A 17,850-nucleotide genomic window follows, 5' to 3' on the forward strand; every position below is an offset into this window, starting at 1 on the left:
GAAAAAACTTGTTATTGTAGATTAATTACCCATGACGGCGATTGGAAAGGTTGCTAGAAAAAACTGTGTCAATTGCTATTATAAATTACTGTTATTAATAATTATCAAAAAAACTGAACATTGTTAAATGCTCAGCCCTGATTTTTATACATCAAATACTTAACTTAATTTTTATAGCGGTATATTAGTTTATTAAACATTTTAGATTTGCTTTCTAACATATAAAAAATATGCTTTTTTCGATAATATGTTTGTTTTTAATGATATTGGATAGATTGTTCACTTTGCTCATCGTGTACTAAAAGTAGACAAGTATCACTTAATGATACGGCTTTTTGTAAACGTGCTTTGTCTTGTTCATTAAGGTTATTGATACAAGCAACTATATAGCTACAGGTTTTGTATTGTAAGACTTTTTCAATAGTTGATACTAGGTTCTCATTATTTAAATTTGCTAGATGAATCACTTTGTGTTTATCTAACCCAGCAGTATTAACCCATGAACGTTTTAACATTGGTCTGTCAGAAAGCCATAATTGCCATTTTTTAGCTTTATTAAGTGATTTTAATAAAGGGCGTTGTTGTTGTAATATTTGTTGAAAAGGGGACTCAAAATTAATAGCCATAAGTTGTTGTGTAGAATGTTCAATAAGCATAATAACCTCTGTACTGTTTTTCTATACAGTGTATATTAATACAGTATTTTAAGGTTGTAAACTCTATTTATGATTATTTTTTATGTGATTTATTAATTGAGTTATTTTAAGATCGCAAATATTGATACGATAAAATACCTAAATATGTCATTAAAACTGAACCAATTACATGAATCAATATTGTTGCTAAACCCCAAGATATTCGACCGTCTTGTAAAAAGTTAACCACCTCGGCAGAAAAGGTTGAAAAAGTTGATAAGCCACCACAAAAACCCGTTATAACCAATAACCGCCATTCAGGAGAAAGGTTAGAGTGATTAAAAAAGGCAATTGCAAAGCCAATAATATAGCCAGCAACTAAATTAGATAGCAATGTACCTAGTGGAATAGTAAAAGCAATAACATTGAGTTTAAGTGATAAGAACCAACGCATTAATCCCCCCGCTACTGAACCGACAGAAATGGCTAAAATCAGTTTTAACATAATGATATATCCTTGACTATACTTTGAAATATGAATTTGTTATCGCTATAGATAATAAGTGATCGGGAAATATTTAAAAGATCATACCAGTAGAAAATAGAAATAGGAAATCCTAATCAGATTGAGATAGAATATTCAATATTAAGAAAATTTGAGGTATATCTATGTTTACAGGCATTGTTCAAGGCGTTGGTCAGATTATTGATATTGTTGATCAAAATAAATTAAGAACATATAAAGTTAAATTACCGCATCAATTAACTAATAAAATTGAAATAGGGGCGTCGATTGCCAATGATGGATGTTGCTTAACAGTAACGGGGTTCGATAAAGATATCGTGTCGTTTGATATTATGGAAGAAACCCTTGCATTAACGACATTGGGTGATAAAAAAATCGATGATTTTGTGAATATTGAGCGTAGCGCTAAATATGGTGATGAAATTGGTGGTCATGTGATGTCTGGGCATATATCTTGCACTGCAACTATTGTTGATATTCAAAAAACTGCCACAAATTGTGAAATGACGCTACAATTGCCGAAAGAATTTATGAAATATGTATTATATAAAGGCTTTATAGGTATTGATGGCGCAAGCCTAACAATTGGGCAGGTAAAAGAAGATCATTTTGCTATTCATTTAATCCCTGAAACGTTAGCTATTACCACGTTAGACGCTAAAAAAGTCGGAGATAAAGTTAATATCGAAATTGATTCCCAAACTCAAGCTATTGTTGATACAGTTGAACGGGTATTGGCAGCAAAAAATTGATAATATTTAATTTTGATTCTCGATTAATTTAAGAAAAATATTATTAGATGATTATTGAGTAACTGGTTTATATTAATTAAGTATTTTTGTTAGTTTAACATGAAATCAATGGTCTACCTGAATGTTTTATTAAAATAGGTAATAATCTTTTATAACATTTGGAGACCTTTGATTAGTAGTTGAGGAATATCGACAATTTAATATCAACAAAATTTAATTTTATACTTAAATACTGTTTATATTTAAATGCTTTTTTTACTTAAACATATAGTTACCTGAAAGTTTTTGACAAGATTTTTAACATTTCTACCACAGACAAAAACAATTTAGTCCTTATTGGTTTATTTTTATGCTTTGATTAGAGTTAATTAGGTTGAAGATGGTTATACTTTACCCGATTGGAGCATTTTTCCTTTTTTGCCACCCCATTGGTCATCAATAATGTAGTGAGCTGTGATTGGTACAAGTGCAGGTATAAAGGTAAATTTATAAAAAACTTCATCACCTTCGCAGATTTCATAATACAGTGAATATAATGGTGCATCTAATTGTAGGTTAATAGTAAATTTTTCTGTGGCAGAGGCAACCTCAATCGTATTTTTGGGATGTGTGTAAAAGGGAACAACAATGCATCGTTGGGTTTGGTTATCCATTGTAAAACTATCTGATAAGGTTAAAAAAACGTTTGCACCGAAAGCATCATCAGGTAATGGGTCAAAAATGACATAATCCTTATGAATAACTGCACCTTGTGCAATATTTTGTTTACCCCATTGCGATAATTCTTCACTGTATGGTTTAGATCTGACTAAAATTTGATTATGAGATATTAATAAATCTATAACCTGTTGTTTGTTTTTTTCCATCAGAGATATTCCTTTTACATACCATAAAATCATCAAATTAAATGTAGGAAATTGCCAGATTGTTAATATCAAATTATAAAAATAATTCGCTAATAATGTATAAGGCATTTACTTAAAATTGCTTTATGTGGTTTAACCATTTATTAAAAATTAATAAGCCATCTAAGCTTTTGTTTTCTATCTTTCTTTTGGATTTTTGAATATTGGCTGATTATGCCATATCTTTGTTAAAGCATATATTACTTTTTCAGGTTTCTCATTTATTTTAGCCTCATGTGTTATTTGGCGTTATTTGTATAAATAAAAAACAATATAACAAAACTTATTTAGCTAAAATAAGATTAAGTGGGTTATTTAATTCAATCACTATTTTGAAATCGGCACTTGATTCCACTATAAGAAAGTGGTTTGGCAATTCAGTTGCATTAATGAATGGGTTTGATGTTTCGAAATAGATCACCCATTTTAAATTATCTTTAGGCGTTAAGTAAGCAATAAACCCTTCCGAGCCATAGCTTCCTTCACCTAAAAAGCATTGATTACCATTTGTTAGGGTGATTTTTTGGATGATATCTATGTTAGTGATATTATCAGGATCTTTATCCAAAAAAAGGTTAAGGTTGAATGGTTTCCCTTTTTGAATTAATAATTGGGGATAAAACTGGGCTGAAAGAGATATTGATTCACCAGTAGAAAAGTAAATCCCGTCTTTTATAGGTAATGTTTGTTTATTCCATAACGCTAATATTTTTGTCATCTAAGCACTCTTTTATATGTTAATCTCCAAAAGCGTGGTTAATTTATTGCATAATCAAACCTAGATTTGATGCAAGTATTATAAATTTCTATTAGCTAATTTATACGGAATATTTGTTAACGTAGCTTTTTGTTTGTCGAATATTGCTTTATATTTGCTTAATGTCGAGTGATTAACTGAACTATAATGGTCTAATTCAGTGCTTAGTGTGCCATCATCCTCCCAATAACATAATGGGCAAACATCGTATTGTCCTTGATGAGTTAAGGTTAAATAATGGCAACAAGGACATGCATGCAAAATATCTTCGTCCCCTATAATGGTAATAGGTTCACCATATAAAGCACTAACATATTGTTTTAAATATTGATTAGAATAGCCTTTCAATTTAATATCAATAAAATAGCCTAATAAAAACGGTTGAATAGCATCATCATACATATTTGTATATGTTAACGGTTGACCATCTTTATCAAGATAATTTGCAAAGAGAATATTCTCAATATCCTGTTTTGTGGATTGTGCAATCATTTCGATAGCTAACAGTGTTAAAGCGAGTCTTCGGCTGAGTGTTTTCATTGGGTTAATGTAAATAATGAAATGATAAATCATCTAATTTATCAAATATATAGTTTTGTTACTATCAGGCTTTTTATTTTACGCTTATGATAAATGAAAAACTGGAACAATAAAAAAGATAGAATGTGAAATATGGAAAGATTAAATATTGATCTTATTGATATTATTAACAATGGCGGCTTTTTGAAGTGTCTTTCTGCTTTAGTGAAAGAGGCTTTTTTTGGACATTGTAGAATAGAAACAATGAAATCAGCCATTTTGTACACGGCTAAAATCGGACTTTTTGATATAGAAATAGGTCTTGATAAAAAAGAACATAGTGGCTATGAACTCATTAATTTATCAGAAGATAACTTTGAATTTAGTGGTATCGCTATCCATGATACTTATGGAATAATGAAAACAAATTTTAATGCTTTATTACCAGCTAATATTATCCAACTATTGCCAGAGCATACAGTAAACCATATAGATAATATAGAACAAATTGAAATCCACTTCTGTAGTGGAAGCACTATAATTTATCAGCAAGCTGACTTATCGCCTGCGGTGATATCCAGTACATTAAAGGGCGTCATTTTTTGAATTGGAATAATGTGTGATTTGTTTATCGTCATCAATTACTATATGATTATTATTGATTATATAAGGGAAAAATAGAGGTAACATTTCAAAATAAGATCTCAAAATTTAATCAATTAAAATTGAGTCATATGAAAAAAAGAAATGTTCCCCTTGATCTGTTGCGATACCCATAAGGTAATAAAAAATGAATTCTATCGATATTATAAAAAGCTATTTGGCAGGCTCGCTTTCTCCGCAGGATTTTCAAAAAGAACTTTATTATAATAAGGATATTGAAGATCTTTTATCGGAAGAGAATCAAATTCCCCCCTATACCAGCAAATATAAAAATGCATTTTTATATCTTATTGAAATTGATATTTTATTACCATCAGGTGAACTCAATAGTAAAGATTTACTTTCAAAGTTCCTTACTAAAAGAAATATTCATTTCTCACTAAATAATGAACATACAAAAAAGTATGACCTATTTATGAAAGTTGAGCCAAGCTGGTTAAATTTAACTGAACCATACTTTAATTTAATCATGAATAAACATCGGGATAAAGTTGGAGTTGAATTAGAAAGAGCGTTAAAATTAGAAATTAAGAAAGATTTTAAGTTTTTAAAAAATAGACCTAAATGGCTTCAATCCCCAAACTGGCCAACCGTAGATAACAAACCGTTAATTTTTATAGGTCAATTAGATATAACCGAAATCAGCCACGATATTACCTATTTATATATTTTTTTAAATGAAAAGGAAAATACATATATGACTTTTGAGCAATCAACATAAACTAGCTGGCAACACGGCGATATGATTTAATAATAATTCTATCGGGTTGCCATAACTAGCAAAATCTCAAGCGATATATCATGAATAAATTAAAAATTAGGCAACAAAAATTTGAAGTGAAACATTACTGGTCCCCAGATATACATGATCCTTGGCGATGGAAGCCAGAAGACAATGCAGTATTTTACTTATTAGAAATGAATATTGGTATTACAGGAAAGGATGAAACAGATATTTATTCAATTATTATTGCCACTCCAGAAGGGATAATGAATTTAAATAACGATAGAATGCAACAACCTAAATTATATAAAATGTTGTTACTATACCAATACGATTGGGATAAGGTTAGAAGTTTAATAGATGAACAACTTGCTTTGATAAATCCCTCTGCTCAGATACAAGCTTTAGATAAATTAGCCAGTAGTTTTTATTGGGAATATGATGGTATGAAATAACCCTAAAAAAATATGCTAATTATGAATATGTGGTGATGAGTAATTAGCACAATTTATTAAGTGATCCTTTATAGCGGTTTGAGTAAAAATAGTTCGGTTGAGACTGAGCCTAATGGGAACGTGCAAACTAAAACCAGCATTCATGTGGATTGCAAAAGTGAAGTACATAAGTATTCCATAAAATGGGAGTTTTAATATTAATGCATATTCAAAGAGAAAAGATCTTATATGCACTTCAAAAAGCATATGGCGATTTAAGCAACCCAGATTTCCATTTCGTGATGGAATCCTATAACTCCCTAAAATATAAATGTCTACTAAATGATATCCATGCTTTATTTAAAGTAGAAGATAATACTGATTTAAACTATGACGTATGTATATCGCTAAAATTTAATTATCATAATAAATCAATGTATTTATATTTATCTTTAGTATCGGCCTATGCCTTTTTATTTTATGAAAATAAAGTTATTGATTGTAATGATGATATTTATCAAATATTGCCTGAACTGATTGATATATTACATGATTATCATTTTGTGTTGTTAAACAAAAATGAGCTTTTATATACCTTTGATATAAATTCCTCGGCTTTTGGTTTCGAGGATAAAAAAGCATCAGTTTTAGCACTGTTGTTTTCATTCGGTTTATCGGTCAATTAAAAATAATAATTAAACTACATGACGACAGATTGGGAATAGTCGAAATAGAAGAAAAATAAAATACCAGAAGTAAACAATCAGGCAATTGAAACAATCTATGGAGAAATATATGGAAGAGACGCTTTAATATTAAAAGACATCATATTTGATATGTTTCCACTGGAATTAAAGGTAGTAGCTTCTTTGTGGTTACCACATTGCCAACCCAGCAGAGGATTAGAAGGCGAGGCTTTAATCTGTTTTAAATTTAAAAATATAAAAAGTTTAACTATTACGATGATTGATGAATCAAAATATTAGTTGGTACAAAAATCTTGTTTCGATAAAGTATTTGATAAGGAACAAGATGAACATTATGTTTTAAGTACTTATGATCATATTTTTGATGTGATTGGTCAATGTGAAGTAAGCTACAAATAGTTATTAACGTTTGTAATAATTTGGAAGGAAAATTGGCTGATAATATGGTTGTACATCATAAAAACCCATTATTTCGTCAATAATAAAGATTTACACAAGTATCCTAAAAGAATATTCCTTATTTGGTACTAATTAAAAGAGGTCGGTATGAATTTATTCTGCGATAATTGTAATAAAGCATTTATAGCATCAGAGGAGCAAGATCGATTCATCTTAGTTTCTCGTGAAAAAAACATGAAATTCATTATGATACAGTGCCCTTATTGTTTTATGAGTTATGCTTTTAATCCAATGCGGTTAACTAACCTAGACAATAAAAAAATCCCTGTTGTTAATGGGTTAAGATGCCCTAAAGAAACATGTACGGGTATAGTATCTTATATTGAAGATATCCCTCCATTTTTTGGGTGTGGTGAATGTGGTAACGTCTGGTTAAAAAAAGAAAATTTGTATGATGATATTAAAAATATAATATCTAAGTATTCTTATAGAAAACATGCATATAATATAATAAACGGCGAATATTTACCTGTTCTAGATAAAGAAATTCCACCATGCTATGATGAGCAAGTCAGTTTAGAGTGGAATAATGAAATAAATAAAGACGATGGTTGTGATGATGGCAGAAAATAGCCAGATACAATTTATTGTAAATAATAATTGGAGATTATGAATGAAAACTATAAGAGGAATTGATAATTTGTTCCGTATTTATAAAAATTTGAATGAACCTTGGTTTTTTTTTGTAGAACCTGAATTTATAAATGAGATCAATTGCATTAAAAATGCCAATTATTACATTGCAGAGACGGAAGATGAATTTGATGAAATGGATGATTCACCTGATAAATATGATGCATGGTTAGAATATCCGACATTTCAAGCCATTATCGATAATAAACTTGAACATCATCCTAATGCTACAAAAAAAGATTTATTAGATGCTATTATTTATTACCTTGAAAATGATGATTTTTTGGATTAATCCAAAATGGGAAGGTCAAAAAAAGGTCTTTCCGTTTTTAAGCAAAAATCTGTAGTAGTAAAATTTACCGTTGTTAACCGCATTAATGTAGTCTATTTAAAACAGTTTTTATCGTTAAAGAGAAATTATGAAAAAATTTTTAGAATTACTAAATAAACAAGGTATAAAATACCTCATTGAAGACAATAAGATCACAGTTGATGGTAATTTAAATCTAAGAAATAAAGGAATTAAAGCATTACCTGAAAACTTGTTTGTTAACGGGGATTTGATTTTAACTTATACAAGAATTGAAGCACTACCTAAAAATTTTTCTGTTAGTGGTGATTTAGATTTAACAAATACAGAAATCAAAAAATTACCTGAAAAGATACTTATTGGTGGCTATTTATATTTAACAAATACGGAAATCAAAGCATTACCTAAGAATTTTTCGATTAGTGGTAGTCTAAATTTAGCAAAAACAAACATAACAGCACTACCAGAAAACCTATCTGTCCAAGGTGATCTCAATTTAACAGTGACAAACATCAAAATGCTACCCGAAAACTTATCAGTTGGTGGGAATTTATACTTAGGATTTACAGAAATAGAAGCATTACCAGAACACTTTTCTATTAAAGGTGATTTGGATTTGAAATTTACCAAAATGACTAGGTTACCTGAATACTTATCCGTTGATGGTCACTTAAACATTGAATCGACAGAAATTCAAGAATTACCCGAAACTTTATCTGTTGGTCGTGGCATATATTTGGATATAGATCAAATACAGAATATAGCTTATCGTAAAACTAGCGAAGATAACTCGCAAATTATTTTTGCTTGTTGGGTTAATGGCGCATTTGCAATCCAAGCAATGGAATTTTTTGGTACACTTGCCGATTTTGAAAAAATGGTTGATGAAAACTATTCTGAAGAAAATGCGATAAAATACAAAAAAATGGCGAATGAATGTATCAAAGAGCTGAGTATAAAGCTTAATAAACCGTTACCGATAGTAAATTAAGATAAAATAAAAAACACTCTACCTTGATTAGTCCAATAAGATCGGCAAAATGACTACAATGCCGAATATTACTAAATAATGTGAACTGTCCTCATTTTAGTGGACAGTCATTTCAAATTACGCTTTCATTTTATTTTAAAATTTAACATGTTATAAAAAAGCACGGATATCAATATACTGTATTTCAATACTCTAATTTATACAAATTTTCAACATTGACATGATAATTATTATTATCTATGCTTGCCAAACGTAGCAAAAAATATGAGGACTAATTATGAAAGTATCAGCCAAAGAAATCGAAGCTATGTCAAATAAAGGTAGCAAAGAGAGATACATTTATTCTATAAAAAGAATTGTTGATAACGAAAAAGCTTGGGTTTTGGATTATGATGGTTTTGCCTTGAGTGGCATAAATGGTGACAATAGTGAAGTTCTTATATTATGGCCAGCTCGTGAATATGCTGCAAATTGTGCTATAGATGGTTGGAAAAATTACAAACCAAAAGCATTATCTCTTGATTATATAATGGATGAATTGCTGCCTAAATTATCATCAAAAGGGACTCAAGTAGGTATTTTCTCAGTTCCGGGGTTATCTAATACTCCAGTTGTTGATGCTGAAAGTTTACTGCTTGATTTAGAACACGAATGTAGTAATTATATGTAATTTTATATTGATATCAGAATAAAAATAAAATTATCACAACCTTTATTATTTATGCGAGATATAATGGAAAAGTTTTTGGAGTTATTAAACAAAAAGGGCGTAAAATACTGTATTAACGATAATAAAATCATAGTTAATAATAATTTAAATTTAACAAAAAAAGGAATTTGTGTATTACCCGATAATTTATTGATTAACGGCGATTTGATTTTAGCTCATACAAAAATTGAAGCACTACCTAAAAATTTTTCTGTTAGTGGTGATTTAGATTTAACAGATTCATCAATTCAACTATTACCCGACAATTTATCTGTTGGTGGCAGTTTATATTTATCGTTTACACATATCAAAGAACTGCCTAACAATCTATCTATTGGTGGTGATTTATATCTAGGAAATACAGACATTCAATCATTACCAGAAAATTTATCAATTGGTGGCGATTTAGATCTTGTCTTTTCTGAGCTAAAAGAATTACCTGATAACCTATCGATTGGTGGTAATTTAAATCTAGAAAATACAGAAATTGAAATACTACCAAGAAATTTGTCGGTTGGTGGGGATTTATATTTAATCAATAGTCAGATCAACAAATTATCTGAAAACTTATTTGTTGGTGGCGATCTAGATTTAGCCTATACAAATATTCAATCATTACCTGAAGGCTTAACAGTCGGTGGTGATTTAGATTTAAGAAATACAAACATCAAACAACTACCCGAAAAATTTTCTGTCGGTGGGTTTTTAAATTTAAGAAATACAAGAATCCAAACATTACCAGAACATTTATCTGTAGGAGGGTATTTAAGTCTAGCGAATACACAAATTCAAGCATTGCCTAAAAATTTGTTTGTTGGTGAGCATTTAAATATACAGTCAACCAAAATCACATCATTACCCGAAAACTTATCGGTTACTCGTGGCATATATTTGGATATAGATCAAATACAGAATATAGCTTATCGTAAAACTGGCGAAGATAACTCGCAAATTATTTTTGCTTGTTGGGTTAATAGCGCATTTGCAATTCAAGCAATGGATTTTTTTGGTACACTTGCCGATTTTGAAAAAATGGTTGATGAAAACTATTCTGAAGAAAATGCGATAAAATACAAAAAAATGGCGAATGAATGTATCAAAGAATTAACTATAAAGCTTAAAAAAACGTCACTAATAGTAAATTAAGCTGAGTTAAAAAAGCAAATCTTCTTAATTGACTCAACACCATCGCCAGATAAAGTAATATTATACCAATCACGTACTCCTATATGATTAGGTAAAAAGCGCTTTAGATATTTACGATAATATTGTTGATTTAAAGCAATCTATTGTTTAAAACAAACTGAGCTGCTAAAAAATGAATATACAACATATAGAAACAGCAGATTGCAATATTTTGGATACTAAAATATTTCCTCATGAAATTAAGATATATTTTGCATCAGTTTACCAATTAGAGACAAAACAACGCATAACTAATGTTTGTTTATCGATTTTTAATTGGTCATATTTTGAAGCAAATGTTTTTATCGTTAATCATTTGAATAATCGCTTTGAACAGAAAACGTTATTCAAACATGAATTAGAGTTTTTTGAATATATTCAGAAAATATCGTTTGAACAAAATAATTTTATATTACAAGGATACAGTAAAAAATCAGGAAACTGGCTAGAGTATCGTTTCATAGATAGTGATTTTTGCTTGACCATGTTTTAACAAAAATATAGCAGCGTATGTAATAACTATGCAACCGTTTTGACTACTATTTAATTAAACCTGATTAATAGTGGAAATATTCTAACTTAATTGCTTAATCTAAATAAAAGATAATCATATAATTTTTCTGCTAAAAAATTAGCATGCTCACTTTTTACGATTAAATTAAAAAAATAGTATTGGTTATACGAATCTTCAATTATAGGATCGGAAAGCATACAAAATTCGATGTAAGCTAAATATAATTTTTTTATATCATCAGAAATTTCTTCTAAAGAGATATGATAATTGCTTATATCATAAAAGATATTAGTGAATTTATGATTAATAATACTTAACTCTATAAAAGGAGTATGATTTTTCTCACAAAATTCCCAATGAAGCGATTTTGTTTTATCATTTCTATAAATAAATTTCATTAAGGATCCCATCCTAGATTTTGTGAATTTGTTATTTAAAGGGTAAGGTTGATTCTGTCTCCGAATTCTAATAAACCGATTCATGGAAAATATTTCTTTATTTAAATCAGAAGAAGAATAGCTTATTACATTTACATACGCACTTGTATCATTTTATGCAATGTGTGTGATTTGAGGTAAATACTTATATCTTGATAATTGCGACATCTATTCTTTTTGATGTTAGTATACAGCCAAATCAGAATGACAAAAACCTGTTACAAAATCCATTAATTCTAAAATAATATCTTCACTATTAGGATATGTTAAGTTTTGCAAGCACATATACATACAATCTTTGGACATGCCTTTGTTTTTAAAATAAACAAGTGATTTTCTAATGTCTAACAGGTCCTGCTTTTCAGATATTTTTTGTGTGACACAAGCTATAAATTCTTGTTGATAAAGCATGTTATTTTCCTTTTTTCTCCTTTTATACATTAATAATTACAGTTGTTGAACTATCTGAGAAAATATCGTTAATATATTTAATTAACAACGTGTTATCTAGTTCATTAAATTTAATAATAATTTTTTTAGCCTGTATTTGCTCGATTTTATGTTTATTTATCTCTATGGTAAGTGTATTTTTTTTCAAAACGATATTTTTAACTGCTTTAGTTACTTCGATTTCGGTTAGATGAGTCTGCATACCTATTGATTCATCTACATCACTTTCATCTTCATCAAATCTAGATAATATTAAGTAATTGTTGGGAAATATTAGATCGTTGCTGATACCAATTATTAATACTTGATCTTCGGTATAACAGTTAATATTTGTTGCCAAGAATTTTATTTCATTATTTATCATATTATTAATATTCTGATTTCCTTAAATATCATTTTTCTCGGTAAGATTTAAGTCAATTATAGTATTTATAAAATTTTGCTATTACTAATAAAGTGAGTTTAAACAAACCTAACAATTTAATATAACTTTATCTAATACCTTCTTGGTAATGATAGTGCTCAAGCATTTGTGCACTATTTTGTATACACCAATCATAACCACCAATATCTATCGGCATTTTAGTCAAAACGCCTGTTAATTTGTTAAGCTTTACCCAGTTATCTGCTTTTTCAAGGGACGAAAACACCGCAGATACCATTGAAATATTGTCTCTCTTAAAAACCCAAACCCAACTATATTCTTTCATACTATTTCACCTGTAATTCTTCTTTGTATTTTTCATGCTAATAATAAAAATGTTATAAACAATAATTTATGGGAACTGCTTGTATTGTTTATAATATTTTCTCAAATTACTGTAAACAATACGAGCAATTCCTATATTTTTATTGGTACTGTAAGTTATTGTGTAGAGAGTTCAATCCGATAGAAGGATCAGATTATTTTGTTAATAAATGAAATCTTTGAGGTAATACGCTAATTTTTCCAGTCCCCAATAATGCAAGGCTAAATGCACTCAAAGCCATAAAAGCAGGATATTCCCAACCTCCGCCTGTATTACTAAATGACCAGCCATTTGTTGAATGAATAAAACTTATAACAATCATTTGAATAACAGTGAGTGAGCTAATTATACGAGTTAGAATTCCTAAAAGTAATAAAGCGCCACCAGCAATTTCAAAAGCAATTGTTAAATAACCAACAAATCCTGGAAATCCAATAGATTCAAAGTATTGAGCTGTACCAGAGGGGGTTAAAACAAGAAGTTTAGTTAACCCATGCGCCAAAAACATAATACCTAATGCTATACGTAATAAAAGTGATGCAATGTTGTTTAATCGATGTTTTAGTCGATGAGCTTAAAAATTATCAAAGATACGTTTGTTAAGAAATCAATTGTTTGGTATTTTAAAAATTTTATAATATACATATAATGTATACAAAACTATATCTAAATAGCCTTGTGCTATTTAGGCAATAAAAGATGAATTTAATAAGGAATATAAAATGGGGTTATTTTCTCGCTTGTTTAGGCGTGGTGATAATGAAATCCAGCAATCAGATGACATCTTTGTGCCAAATTCTTCTATTGAAAATCCTTTATCTTTGATCGTTCTATTCAATGGTAATCTTTCTTTTAATCAACATAACTTATTAAAAACATTACGCAAAATTGATTCATCAATGAAAAATATTCGTTTACAATCATCGATTGAGCAAATAGCTGATGGAGCTGATATACTTGCCGCCTTTGGTAAGCACATTATTAAAATCGTTGGTTTTAATTCCCCTTGTCCTACCGAAATTTTAGAATCTTGTATTGAAAACAGTCCAAAAAGGCAGGATTTTAGACAACAAGTTTATCATCATCAAAGCCATATAATATTGTACTATGTTGGCTTTGAAGAGGATTTAGTTGAACAATATGTTGCTCTAACACAGTTTGCTGTTGGATTTGAACATAGTGATATGTGCGCTCTTATTAATGCAAAAGCTCATCAAATTTTAGCAACTCATGTTGCCAGTGCACTGGCAACCGAACAAAAAGGCGTTTATTTGTTACGTAATTGTTTACCTTTATTTTTTATTGGATTTGAGAAATTTAATGTTGACCAGTTTGATGGCGTATGGATGCGTACTTATGGTGCCGATGCTTTTGGTTTTCCTGATTTTGCTATATTAGCTAATAGTTATGAAGATGGAGAAAAATATATGAACATGTTCAATAATTTATTGCTTTCTTTGCGGGATAGTGGGGCAATGATACGTGCAGGTCATACTACTGAAGATACTGAGGGCAAAAAAATGTTATTGCGTAATCCATTGATACAAGAATCTTTTTTACAAAATGGTGGAACGGTATTGGTGATGGAATACCTTGTTTAGTAATCTTCAGTATAAATAATATTATTAATATAATGGTTAGTATCATTTTGATAATAATCGATTTTAGAGAAAGTTAATATTAAGGAATAGTAAATGAATATTTTTACACGCCTATTTGGCAAAAAGCCACAGCAACAACAAGCAAGCGGGACTCTGGTTGAAAATCCAGAGATTAAGGAGCCATTAGCATTAGGAGTCGTTTTTAAAGGACAATTTTGTTTTGATGAAGATAATTTATTAAATAAATTACGTAAAATAGATTCTTCTATGAAAAATATCCAATACCAACAGCCATTGGGGCAGTTAGATGATGGATGCTATATCTTAGTTGGTTGGGGAAAACACGTGATTAAGCTATTCGGTATCAATGCTCCATATCCTGCAGAGGTATTAGAAACTTGTATTGCACCTGCACATTATAATCAGGATATCAAAGCGCAAATTCGCAATAATGATAGCCATTTAATTTTATATTATGTTGGGTATGAGCAAGATGTACTTGAGCAATACTTAGCTTTAATCCGTTTAGCTGCTGGTTTGGAGGAGTTTAACGCTTTGGCTGTGATTAACGGAAATGGGCATTCTTCGTTACCGATAAATACGATTCGCAAATTGGTTACAGATAAAGATGGAATTGATAGTTTACGCCATTGCTTACCCTCGTTCTTTTGCGGATTTGTGAAATATGAGGTAGAGGGTGTTAAAGGGGTATGGATGCGTACTTATGGTGCGGATATTTTTGGCTTGCCTGATTTTGCTGTATTAGCCAATAGCCATGATGAGGGGGAATATTATTTTGAAATGTTTGGCAATATCCTACAGTATTTGCGTGATAGCGGTGCAACAATGAGGCCAGGCGATACCATGGAGGTGGGGGATGATAAAATGATGTCATTACGCGCTCCACAAGATGATGAATACTTTTTGAAAGATCAAGGTCATGTTTTGGTAGTTGAAATAAATAGCAATAATGCAACTGCATAAATACTTAACTTGCCAGCAAAATTAATCTAATAAAATAAACGTCTATTTTTGAATAGTGCGTTTATTTTTTTATATTCATTTTATCACTTAATTTATTGCTTAATTTACTTATTGATAGTACTAACCCATTATCAAAAATTTATTTTTTCATTGTGAGTACAATATCTCCAGAATTCAGCCTTACCTTTTCGCCATTATATTGGTACTCAGACCACAGTGAAGGGTTATCCGATTCACAGTCATTAATGATTCGATATTCACTATAACCTGTATTACAGCCCAAGATAGGTATAATCTCACCAACAGTTCTGTCAATATCATGTTCAGACAAGTAGGTAATTAATTTTTTGACTAATTCTAGTTTGTGTTTTAACTCTGAATTATCTTTATATGATGATTCAATAAAATCAATAATATCTAACATTTATAACCTTTATAAAAATGTAAAACCAAAAAAATGATTTGGGTCAAAAAGTAAATTACCGCAGTCTTGACCATTGACGTAACTTATACTCATTGAGGAGAAGGGTATTGATGAGTATGTTATATCGGTGATAATTACAGCATGCTCAGTTTTGAATAATTGTGAATAAATTGACATTAATGAAAAATGGTCATCATCATCTAAAGTAAACCATGCTTTAATTTCTGTTAGTTCATTATATTGTATAATACCTGCTTCACTAAGATATAACTCAAAAATAATTTCATCAATAATAAAATATAATCTATCATAAAGCGGGTGAAAAATCGGTAGAGTAGCATAATCAATATAGCCAGCGATCATTACATCCTTTAGTTCACCAAGCATTAATCTATCAAAAAACCCCTGCATGATTAATCCTTTTTTTACTTTGTACAATTAACTTAAAAAATGATTCTGTTGTAATCTAGGGATTCATAGTATATTGAATACCAAGTTATGATTTAACCTTTATATATTGCCATTTTATCTTAAAAAATACCTTTTAATTGCTTTTTGGATATTTTGAGCTGTTTAGCGATGACTTCTACGTAGAATGAATCACTTTGAATAATGTAATGCCAATAGTCACCACGATCATAATGTTGCCACTCAGGAAAATGGGATTGTCGTTCATTTTTTAATTGTTCAAGCCATGATGATTCTGGAATAATCCAATAACAAGTATTAAAATCATCACCATCACAATGGCTATAGTAAGCGTACTGTTTGTTTCGTTCAAAGCGCATTGCCCAAACATTAGAAAACTGAAATATACCCGTAAATTTAGAATACTTGGCAGGTTTATACCATATTCTACAATAGGCGGTTAATGCATCGCCTTTGGATTTTATGACAAGATCATCGTTGGGGGCTTGCCAAAAAGGAAGTTCAATGGGATAAGCATGATCTTTGGTTTGTGAGTGTTGATAGATAATACTATGATTGGTTAAGGTTGTTTGAATATGCTTTTCAACGTGGTAATTAGGAGATTTATCCTCTGTAATCATGAATGTAAGAATATAAGATGGATTAAGGACGATGTCAAAAGTACGATCAATTTTGTCATGAATTATTATAGTAAAATCATCTAACTTAGCTTTAGCAATACCACTATCATTTTTATATGTAAATGTACAGTTAAAGGCTTTCGTAAGTTTGGCTAATAGTTGTTGAAATGAGCAATTCTCATCAATTAACAACCTTAACCATTTTTGGGGAGTGTTCATCTGTTCCTGCTTAGTACTATTACTTTGCGATTAATTTAAGACTAAACTGGTAAAAATATTTGCCAGTTTATTAGGGGCTGTTGATCTTTGCTGTACATAAATTACTCAACAATACATTGGCAGCCACATTAACATAAATGCCAGTGATACCATACTGGCATAATTCCTTTCTAACTTATCGTATCTAGTTGATATTGAACGATATTGCTTGATTCTAGCAAAGGCATTCTCGACTAAATGACGATAGCGATAAAGGCACCTATCCATACTGCTTTTATCTATATCCTTACCATAATTACGTTTAGCAATCACCGTTCGTCCGCCTTTTTGACGAACAAAGCACCGAAAAGGCTCGCTGTCATAACCTTTATCGGCTATCACTGTATTGACTTCATCGAGCTTTTCAACTAGGTTTTCTGCATAAGTGATATCATGTCGTTGTCCTTCAGAAAGCTCAAAACAAATAGGCAAACCACCACTATCAACCGCAAGATGAATTTTAGTTGAATTACCA

Annotated in this window: 27 protein-coding genes; 13 read left to right on the forward strand and 14 right to left on the reverse strand. The window is 30.0% G+C overall.

The window, feature by feature from the left end:
• Positions 1-257 precede the first annotated feature (257 nt).
• Both A9G44_RS07135 and crcB read right to left on the reverse strand, forming a co-directional pair.
• Positions 258-656, reverse strand: a complete 399-nt coding sequence (locus A9G44_RS07135) for a cell division inhibitor SulA (RefSeq protein ID WP_065610044.1) — start codon at positions 654-656, stop codon at positions 258-260.
• A gap of 106 nt (positions 657-762) precedes the next feature.
• Positions 763-1,140 carry a fluoride efflux transporter CrcB gene (crcB, locus tag A9G44_RS07140; protein WP_065610046.1) on the reverse strand — a complete coding sequence of 126 codons (378 nt, stop codon included), beginning with the start codon at positions 1,138-1,140 and terminating at the stop codon, positions 763-765.
• Positions 1,141-1,304: 164 nt separating this feature from the next.
• Here crcB and A9G44_RS07145 point away from each other — a divergent pair, with 164 nt between their 5' ends.
• The gene (locus A9G44_RS07145; RefSeq protein WP_065610048.1) at positions 1,305-1,913 is read left to right on the forward strand and encodes a riboflavin synthase; all 609 of its coding nucleotides are present in this window, start codon (positions 1,305-1,307) and stop codon (positions 1,911-1,913) included.
• A 383-nt stretch (positions 1,914-2,296) separates the two neighbouring features.
• Here A9G44_RS07145 and comJ read toward each other — a convergent pair whose 3' ends face one another.
• The 3 genes from comJ to A9G44_RS07160 all read right to left on the reverse strand — a co-directional run bounded on the left by comJ (position 2,297) and on the right by A9G44_RS07160 (position 4,115).
• Positions 2,297-2,779 carry a competence protein ComJ gene (comJ, locus tag A9G44_RS07150; RefSeq protein ID WP_065610050.1) on the reverse strand — a complete coding sequence of 161 codons (483 nt, stop codon included), beginning with the start codon at positions 2,777-2,779 and terminating at the stop codon, positions 2,297-2,299.
• Positions 2,780-3,101: 322 nt separating this feature from the next.
• Positions 3,102-3,536 carry a hypothetical protein gene (locus tag A9G44_RS07155; RefSeq protein ID WP_065610052.1) on the reverse strand — a complete coding sequence of 145 codons (435 nt, stop codon included), beginning with the start codon at positions 3,534-3,536 and terminating at the stop codon, positions 3,102-3,104.
• A gap of 78 nt (positions 3,537-3,614) precedes the next feature.
• Positions 3,615-4,115 carry a CPCC family cysteine-rich protein gene (locus tag A9G44_RS07160; RefSeq protein ID WP_179854819.1) on the reverse strand — a complete coding sequence of 167 codons (501 nt, stop codon included), beginning with the start codon at positions 4,113-4,115 and terminating at the stop codon, positions 3,615-3,617.
• A gap of 132 nt (positions 4,116-4,247) precedes the next feature.
• Between A9G44_RS07160 and A9G44_RS07165 the strand changes: the two genes are divergently transcribed.
• The 10 genes from A9G44_RS07165 to A9G44_RS07210 all read left to right on the forward strand — a co-directional run bounded on the left by A9G44_RS07165 (position 4,248) and on the right by A9G44_RS07210 (position 11,402).
• The gene (locus tag A9G44_RS07165) at positions 4,248-4,700 is read left to right on the forward strand and encodes a hypothetical protein (protein ID WP_065610057.1); all 453 of its coding nucleotides are present in this window, start codon (positions 4,248-4,250) and stop codon (positions 4,698-4,700) included.
• Between the two features lie 184 nt (positions 4,701-4,884).
• Positions 4,885-5,478 carry a hypothetical protein gene (locus A9G44_RS07170; RefSeq protein WP_065610059.1) on the forward strand — a complete coding sequence of 198 codons (594 nt, stop codon included), beginning with the start codon at positions 4,885-4,887 and terminating at the stop codon, positions 5,476-5,478.
• Positions 5,479-5,558: 80 nt separating this feature from the next.
• Entirely contained in the window at positions 5,559-5,936 is a 378-nt protein-coding gene (locus A9G44_RS07175) for an Imm8 family immunity protein (RefSeq protein ID WP_065610061.1), read from the forward strand.
• A 200-nt stretch (positions 5,937-6,136) separates the two neighbouring features.
• Entirely contained in the window at positions 6,137-6,601 is a 465-nt protein-coding gene (locus A9G44_RS07180; RefSeq protein WP_143422057.1) for a hypothetical protein, read from the forward strand.
• Between the two features lie 567 nt (positions 6,602-7,168).
• A complete protein-coding gene (locus tag A9G44_RS07185; RefSeq protein WP_065610064.1) occupies positions 7,169-7,654 on the forward strand; it encodes a hypothetical protein in 486 nt (161 codons plus the stop codon).
• Positions 7,655-7,694: 40 nt separating this feature from the next.
• Entirely contained in the window at positions 7,695-8,006 is a 312-nt protein-coding gene (locus tag A9G44_RS07190) for a DUF7716 domain-containing protein (protein ID WP_065610066.1), read from the forward strand.
• 127 nt (positions 8,007-8,133) lie between these two features.
• Complete coding sequence (locus tag A9G44_RS07195) at positions 8,134-9,015, forward strand: hypothetical protein (protein ID WP_065610068.1); 882 nt, start codon at positions 8,134-8,136, stop codon at positions 9,013-9,015.
• 277 nt (positions 9,016-9,292) lie between these two features.
• The gene (locus A9G44_RS07200; RefSeq protein WP_065610071.1) at positions 9,293-9,685 is read left to right on the forward strand and encodes a DUF2750 domain-containing protein; all 393 of its coding nucleotides are present in this window, start codon (positions 9,293-9,295) and stop codon (positions 9,683-9,685) included.
• 63 nt (positions 9,686-9,748) lie between these two features.
• A complete protein-coding gene (locus A9G44_RS07205; RefSeq protein WP_065610073.1) occupies positions 9,749-10,870 on the forward strand; it encodes a hypothetical protein in 1,122 nt (373 codons plus the stop codon).
• A gap of 172 nt (positions 10,871-11,042) precedes the next feature.
• A complete protein-coding gene (locus tag A9G44_RS07210) occupies positions 11,043-11,402 on the forward strand; it encodes a hypothetical protein (RefSeq protein WP_065610075.1) in 360 nt (119 codons plus the stop codon).
• Between the two features lie 86 nt (positions 11,403-11,488).
• On the opposite strand, the gene A9G44_RS07215 is transcribed toward A9G44_RS07210, so the two are convergent.
• From A9G44_RS07215 to A9G44_RS07235, 5 genes are all read right to left on the reverse strand, one after another.
• On the reverse strand, positions 11,489-11,821 hold the full coding sequence (locus tag A9G44_RS07215; RefSeq protein WP_065610077.1) for a hypothetical protein: 333 nt from the start codon (positions 11,819-11,821) through the stop codon (positions 11,489-11,491).
• A 222-nt stretch (positions 11,822-12,043) separates the two neighbouring features.
• On the reverse strand, positions 12,044-12,271 hold the full coding sequence (locus A9G44_RS07220; RefSeq protein WP_065610079.1) for a hypothetical protein: 228 nt from the start codon (positions 12,269-12,271) through the stop codon (positions 12,044-12,046).
• A gap of 22 nt (positions 12,272-12,293) precedes the next feature.
• Positions 12,294-12,650: a hypothetical protein gene (locus A9G44_RS07225; protein WP_143426336.1), complete on the reverse strand. Its 357-nt coding sequence runs from the start codon at positions 12,648-12,650 to the stop codon at positions 12,294-12,296.
• Positions 12,651-12,801: 151 nt separating this feature from the next.
• The gene (locus tag A9G44_RS07230; RefSeq protein ID WP_065589781.1) at positions 12,802-13,020 is read right to left on the reverse strand and encodes a DUF7710 domain-containing protein; all 219 of its coding nucleotides are present in this window, start codon (positions 13,018-13,020) and stop codon (positions 12,802-12,804) included.
• Positions 13,021-13,213: 193 nt separating this feature from the next.
• The gene (locus A9G44_RS07235; protein ID WP_257006589.1) at positions 13,214-13,603 is read right to left on the reverse strand and encodes a DoxX family protein; all 390 of its coding nucleotides are present in this window, start codon (positions 13,601-13,603) and stop codon (positions 13,214-13,216) included.
• Positions 13,604-13,781: 178 nt separating this feature from the next.
• Between A9G44_RS07235 and A9G44_RS07240 the strand changes: the two genes are divergently transcribed.
• Together A9G44_RS07240 and A9G44_RS07245 are read left to right on the forward strand one after the other, a co-directional pair.
• Complete coding sequence (locus A9G44_RS07240) at positions 13,782-14,660, forward strand: DUF4261 domain-containing protein (RefSeq protein ID WP_065610085.1); 879 nt, start codon at positions 13,782-13,784, stop codon at positions 14,658-14,660.
• A gap of 93 nt (positions 14,661-14,753) precedes the next feature.
• A complete protein-coding gene (locus A9G44_RS07245; RefSeq protein WP_065610087.1) occupies positions 14,754-15,644 on the forward strand; it encodes a DUF4261 domain-containing protein in 891 nt (296 codons plus the stop codon).
• A gap of 139 nt (positions 15,645-15,783) precedes the next feature.
• On the opposite strand, the gene A9G44_RS07250 is transcribed toward A9G44_RS07245, so the two are convergent.
• The 4 genes from A9G44_RS07250 to A9G44_RS07265 form a co-directional block, all read right to left on the reverse strand.
• Positions 15,784-16,068: a hypothetical protein gene (locus tag A9G44_RS07250; protein ID WP_065589784.1), complete on the reverse strand. Its 285-nt coding sequence runs from the start codon at positions 16,066-16,068 to the stop codon at positions 15,784-15,786.
• Between the two features lie 9 nt (positions 16,069-16,077).
• A complete protein-coding gene (locus A9G44_RS07255) occupies positions 16,078-16,479 on the reverse strand; it encodes a hypothetical protein (RefSeq protein ID WP_065610089.1) in 402 nt (133 codons plus the stop codon).
• 119 nt (positions 16,480-16,598) lie between these two features.
• Positions 16,599-17,336, reverse strand: a complete 738-nt coding sequence (locus A9G44_RS13690) for a hypothetical protein (protein WP_218837553.1) — start codon at positions 17,334-17,336, stop codon at positions 16,599-16,601.
• Between the two features lie 105 nt (positions 17,337-17,441).
• Positions 17,442-17,850: IS5 family transposase (locus A9G44_RS07265; protein ID WP_143426337.1), on the reverse strand; the 409-nt coding region annotated here is incomplete at its 5' end.

Source organism: Gilliamella sp. Occ4-3, from assembly GCF_001690675.1.
Classification (GTDB): domain Bacteria; phylum Pseudomonadota; class Gammaproteobacteria; order Enterobacterales; family Orbaceae; genus Gilliamella; species Gilliamella bombi.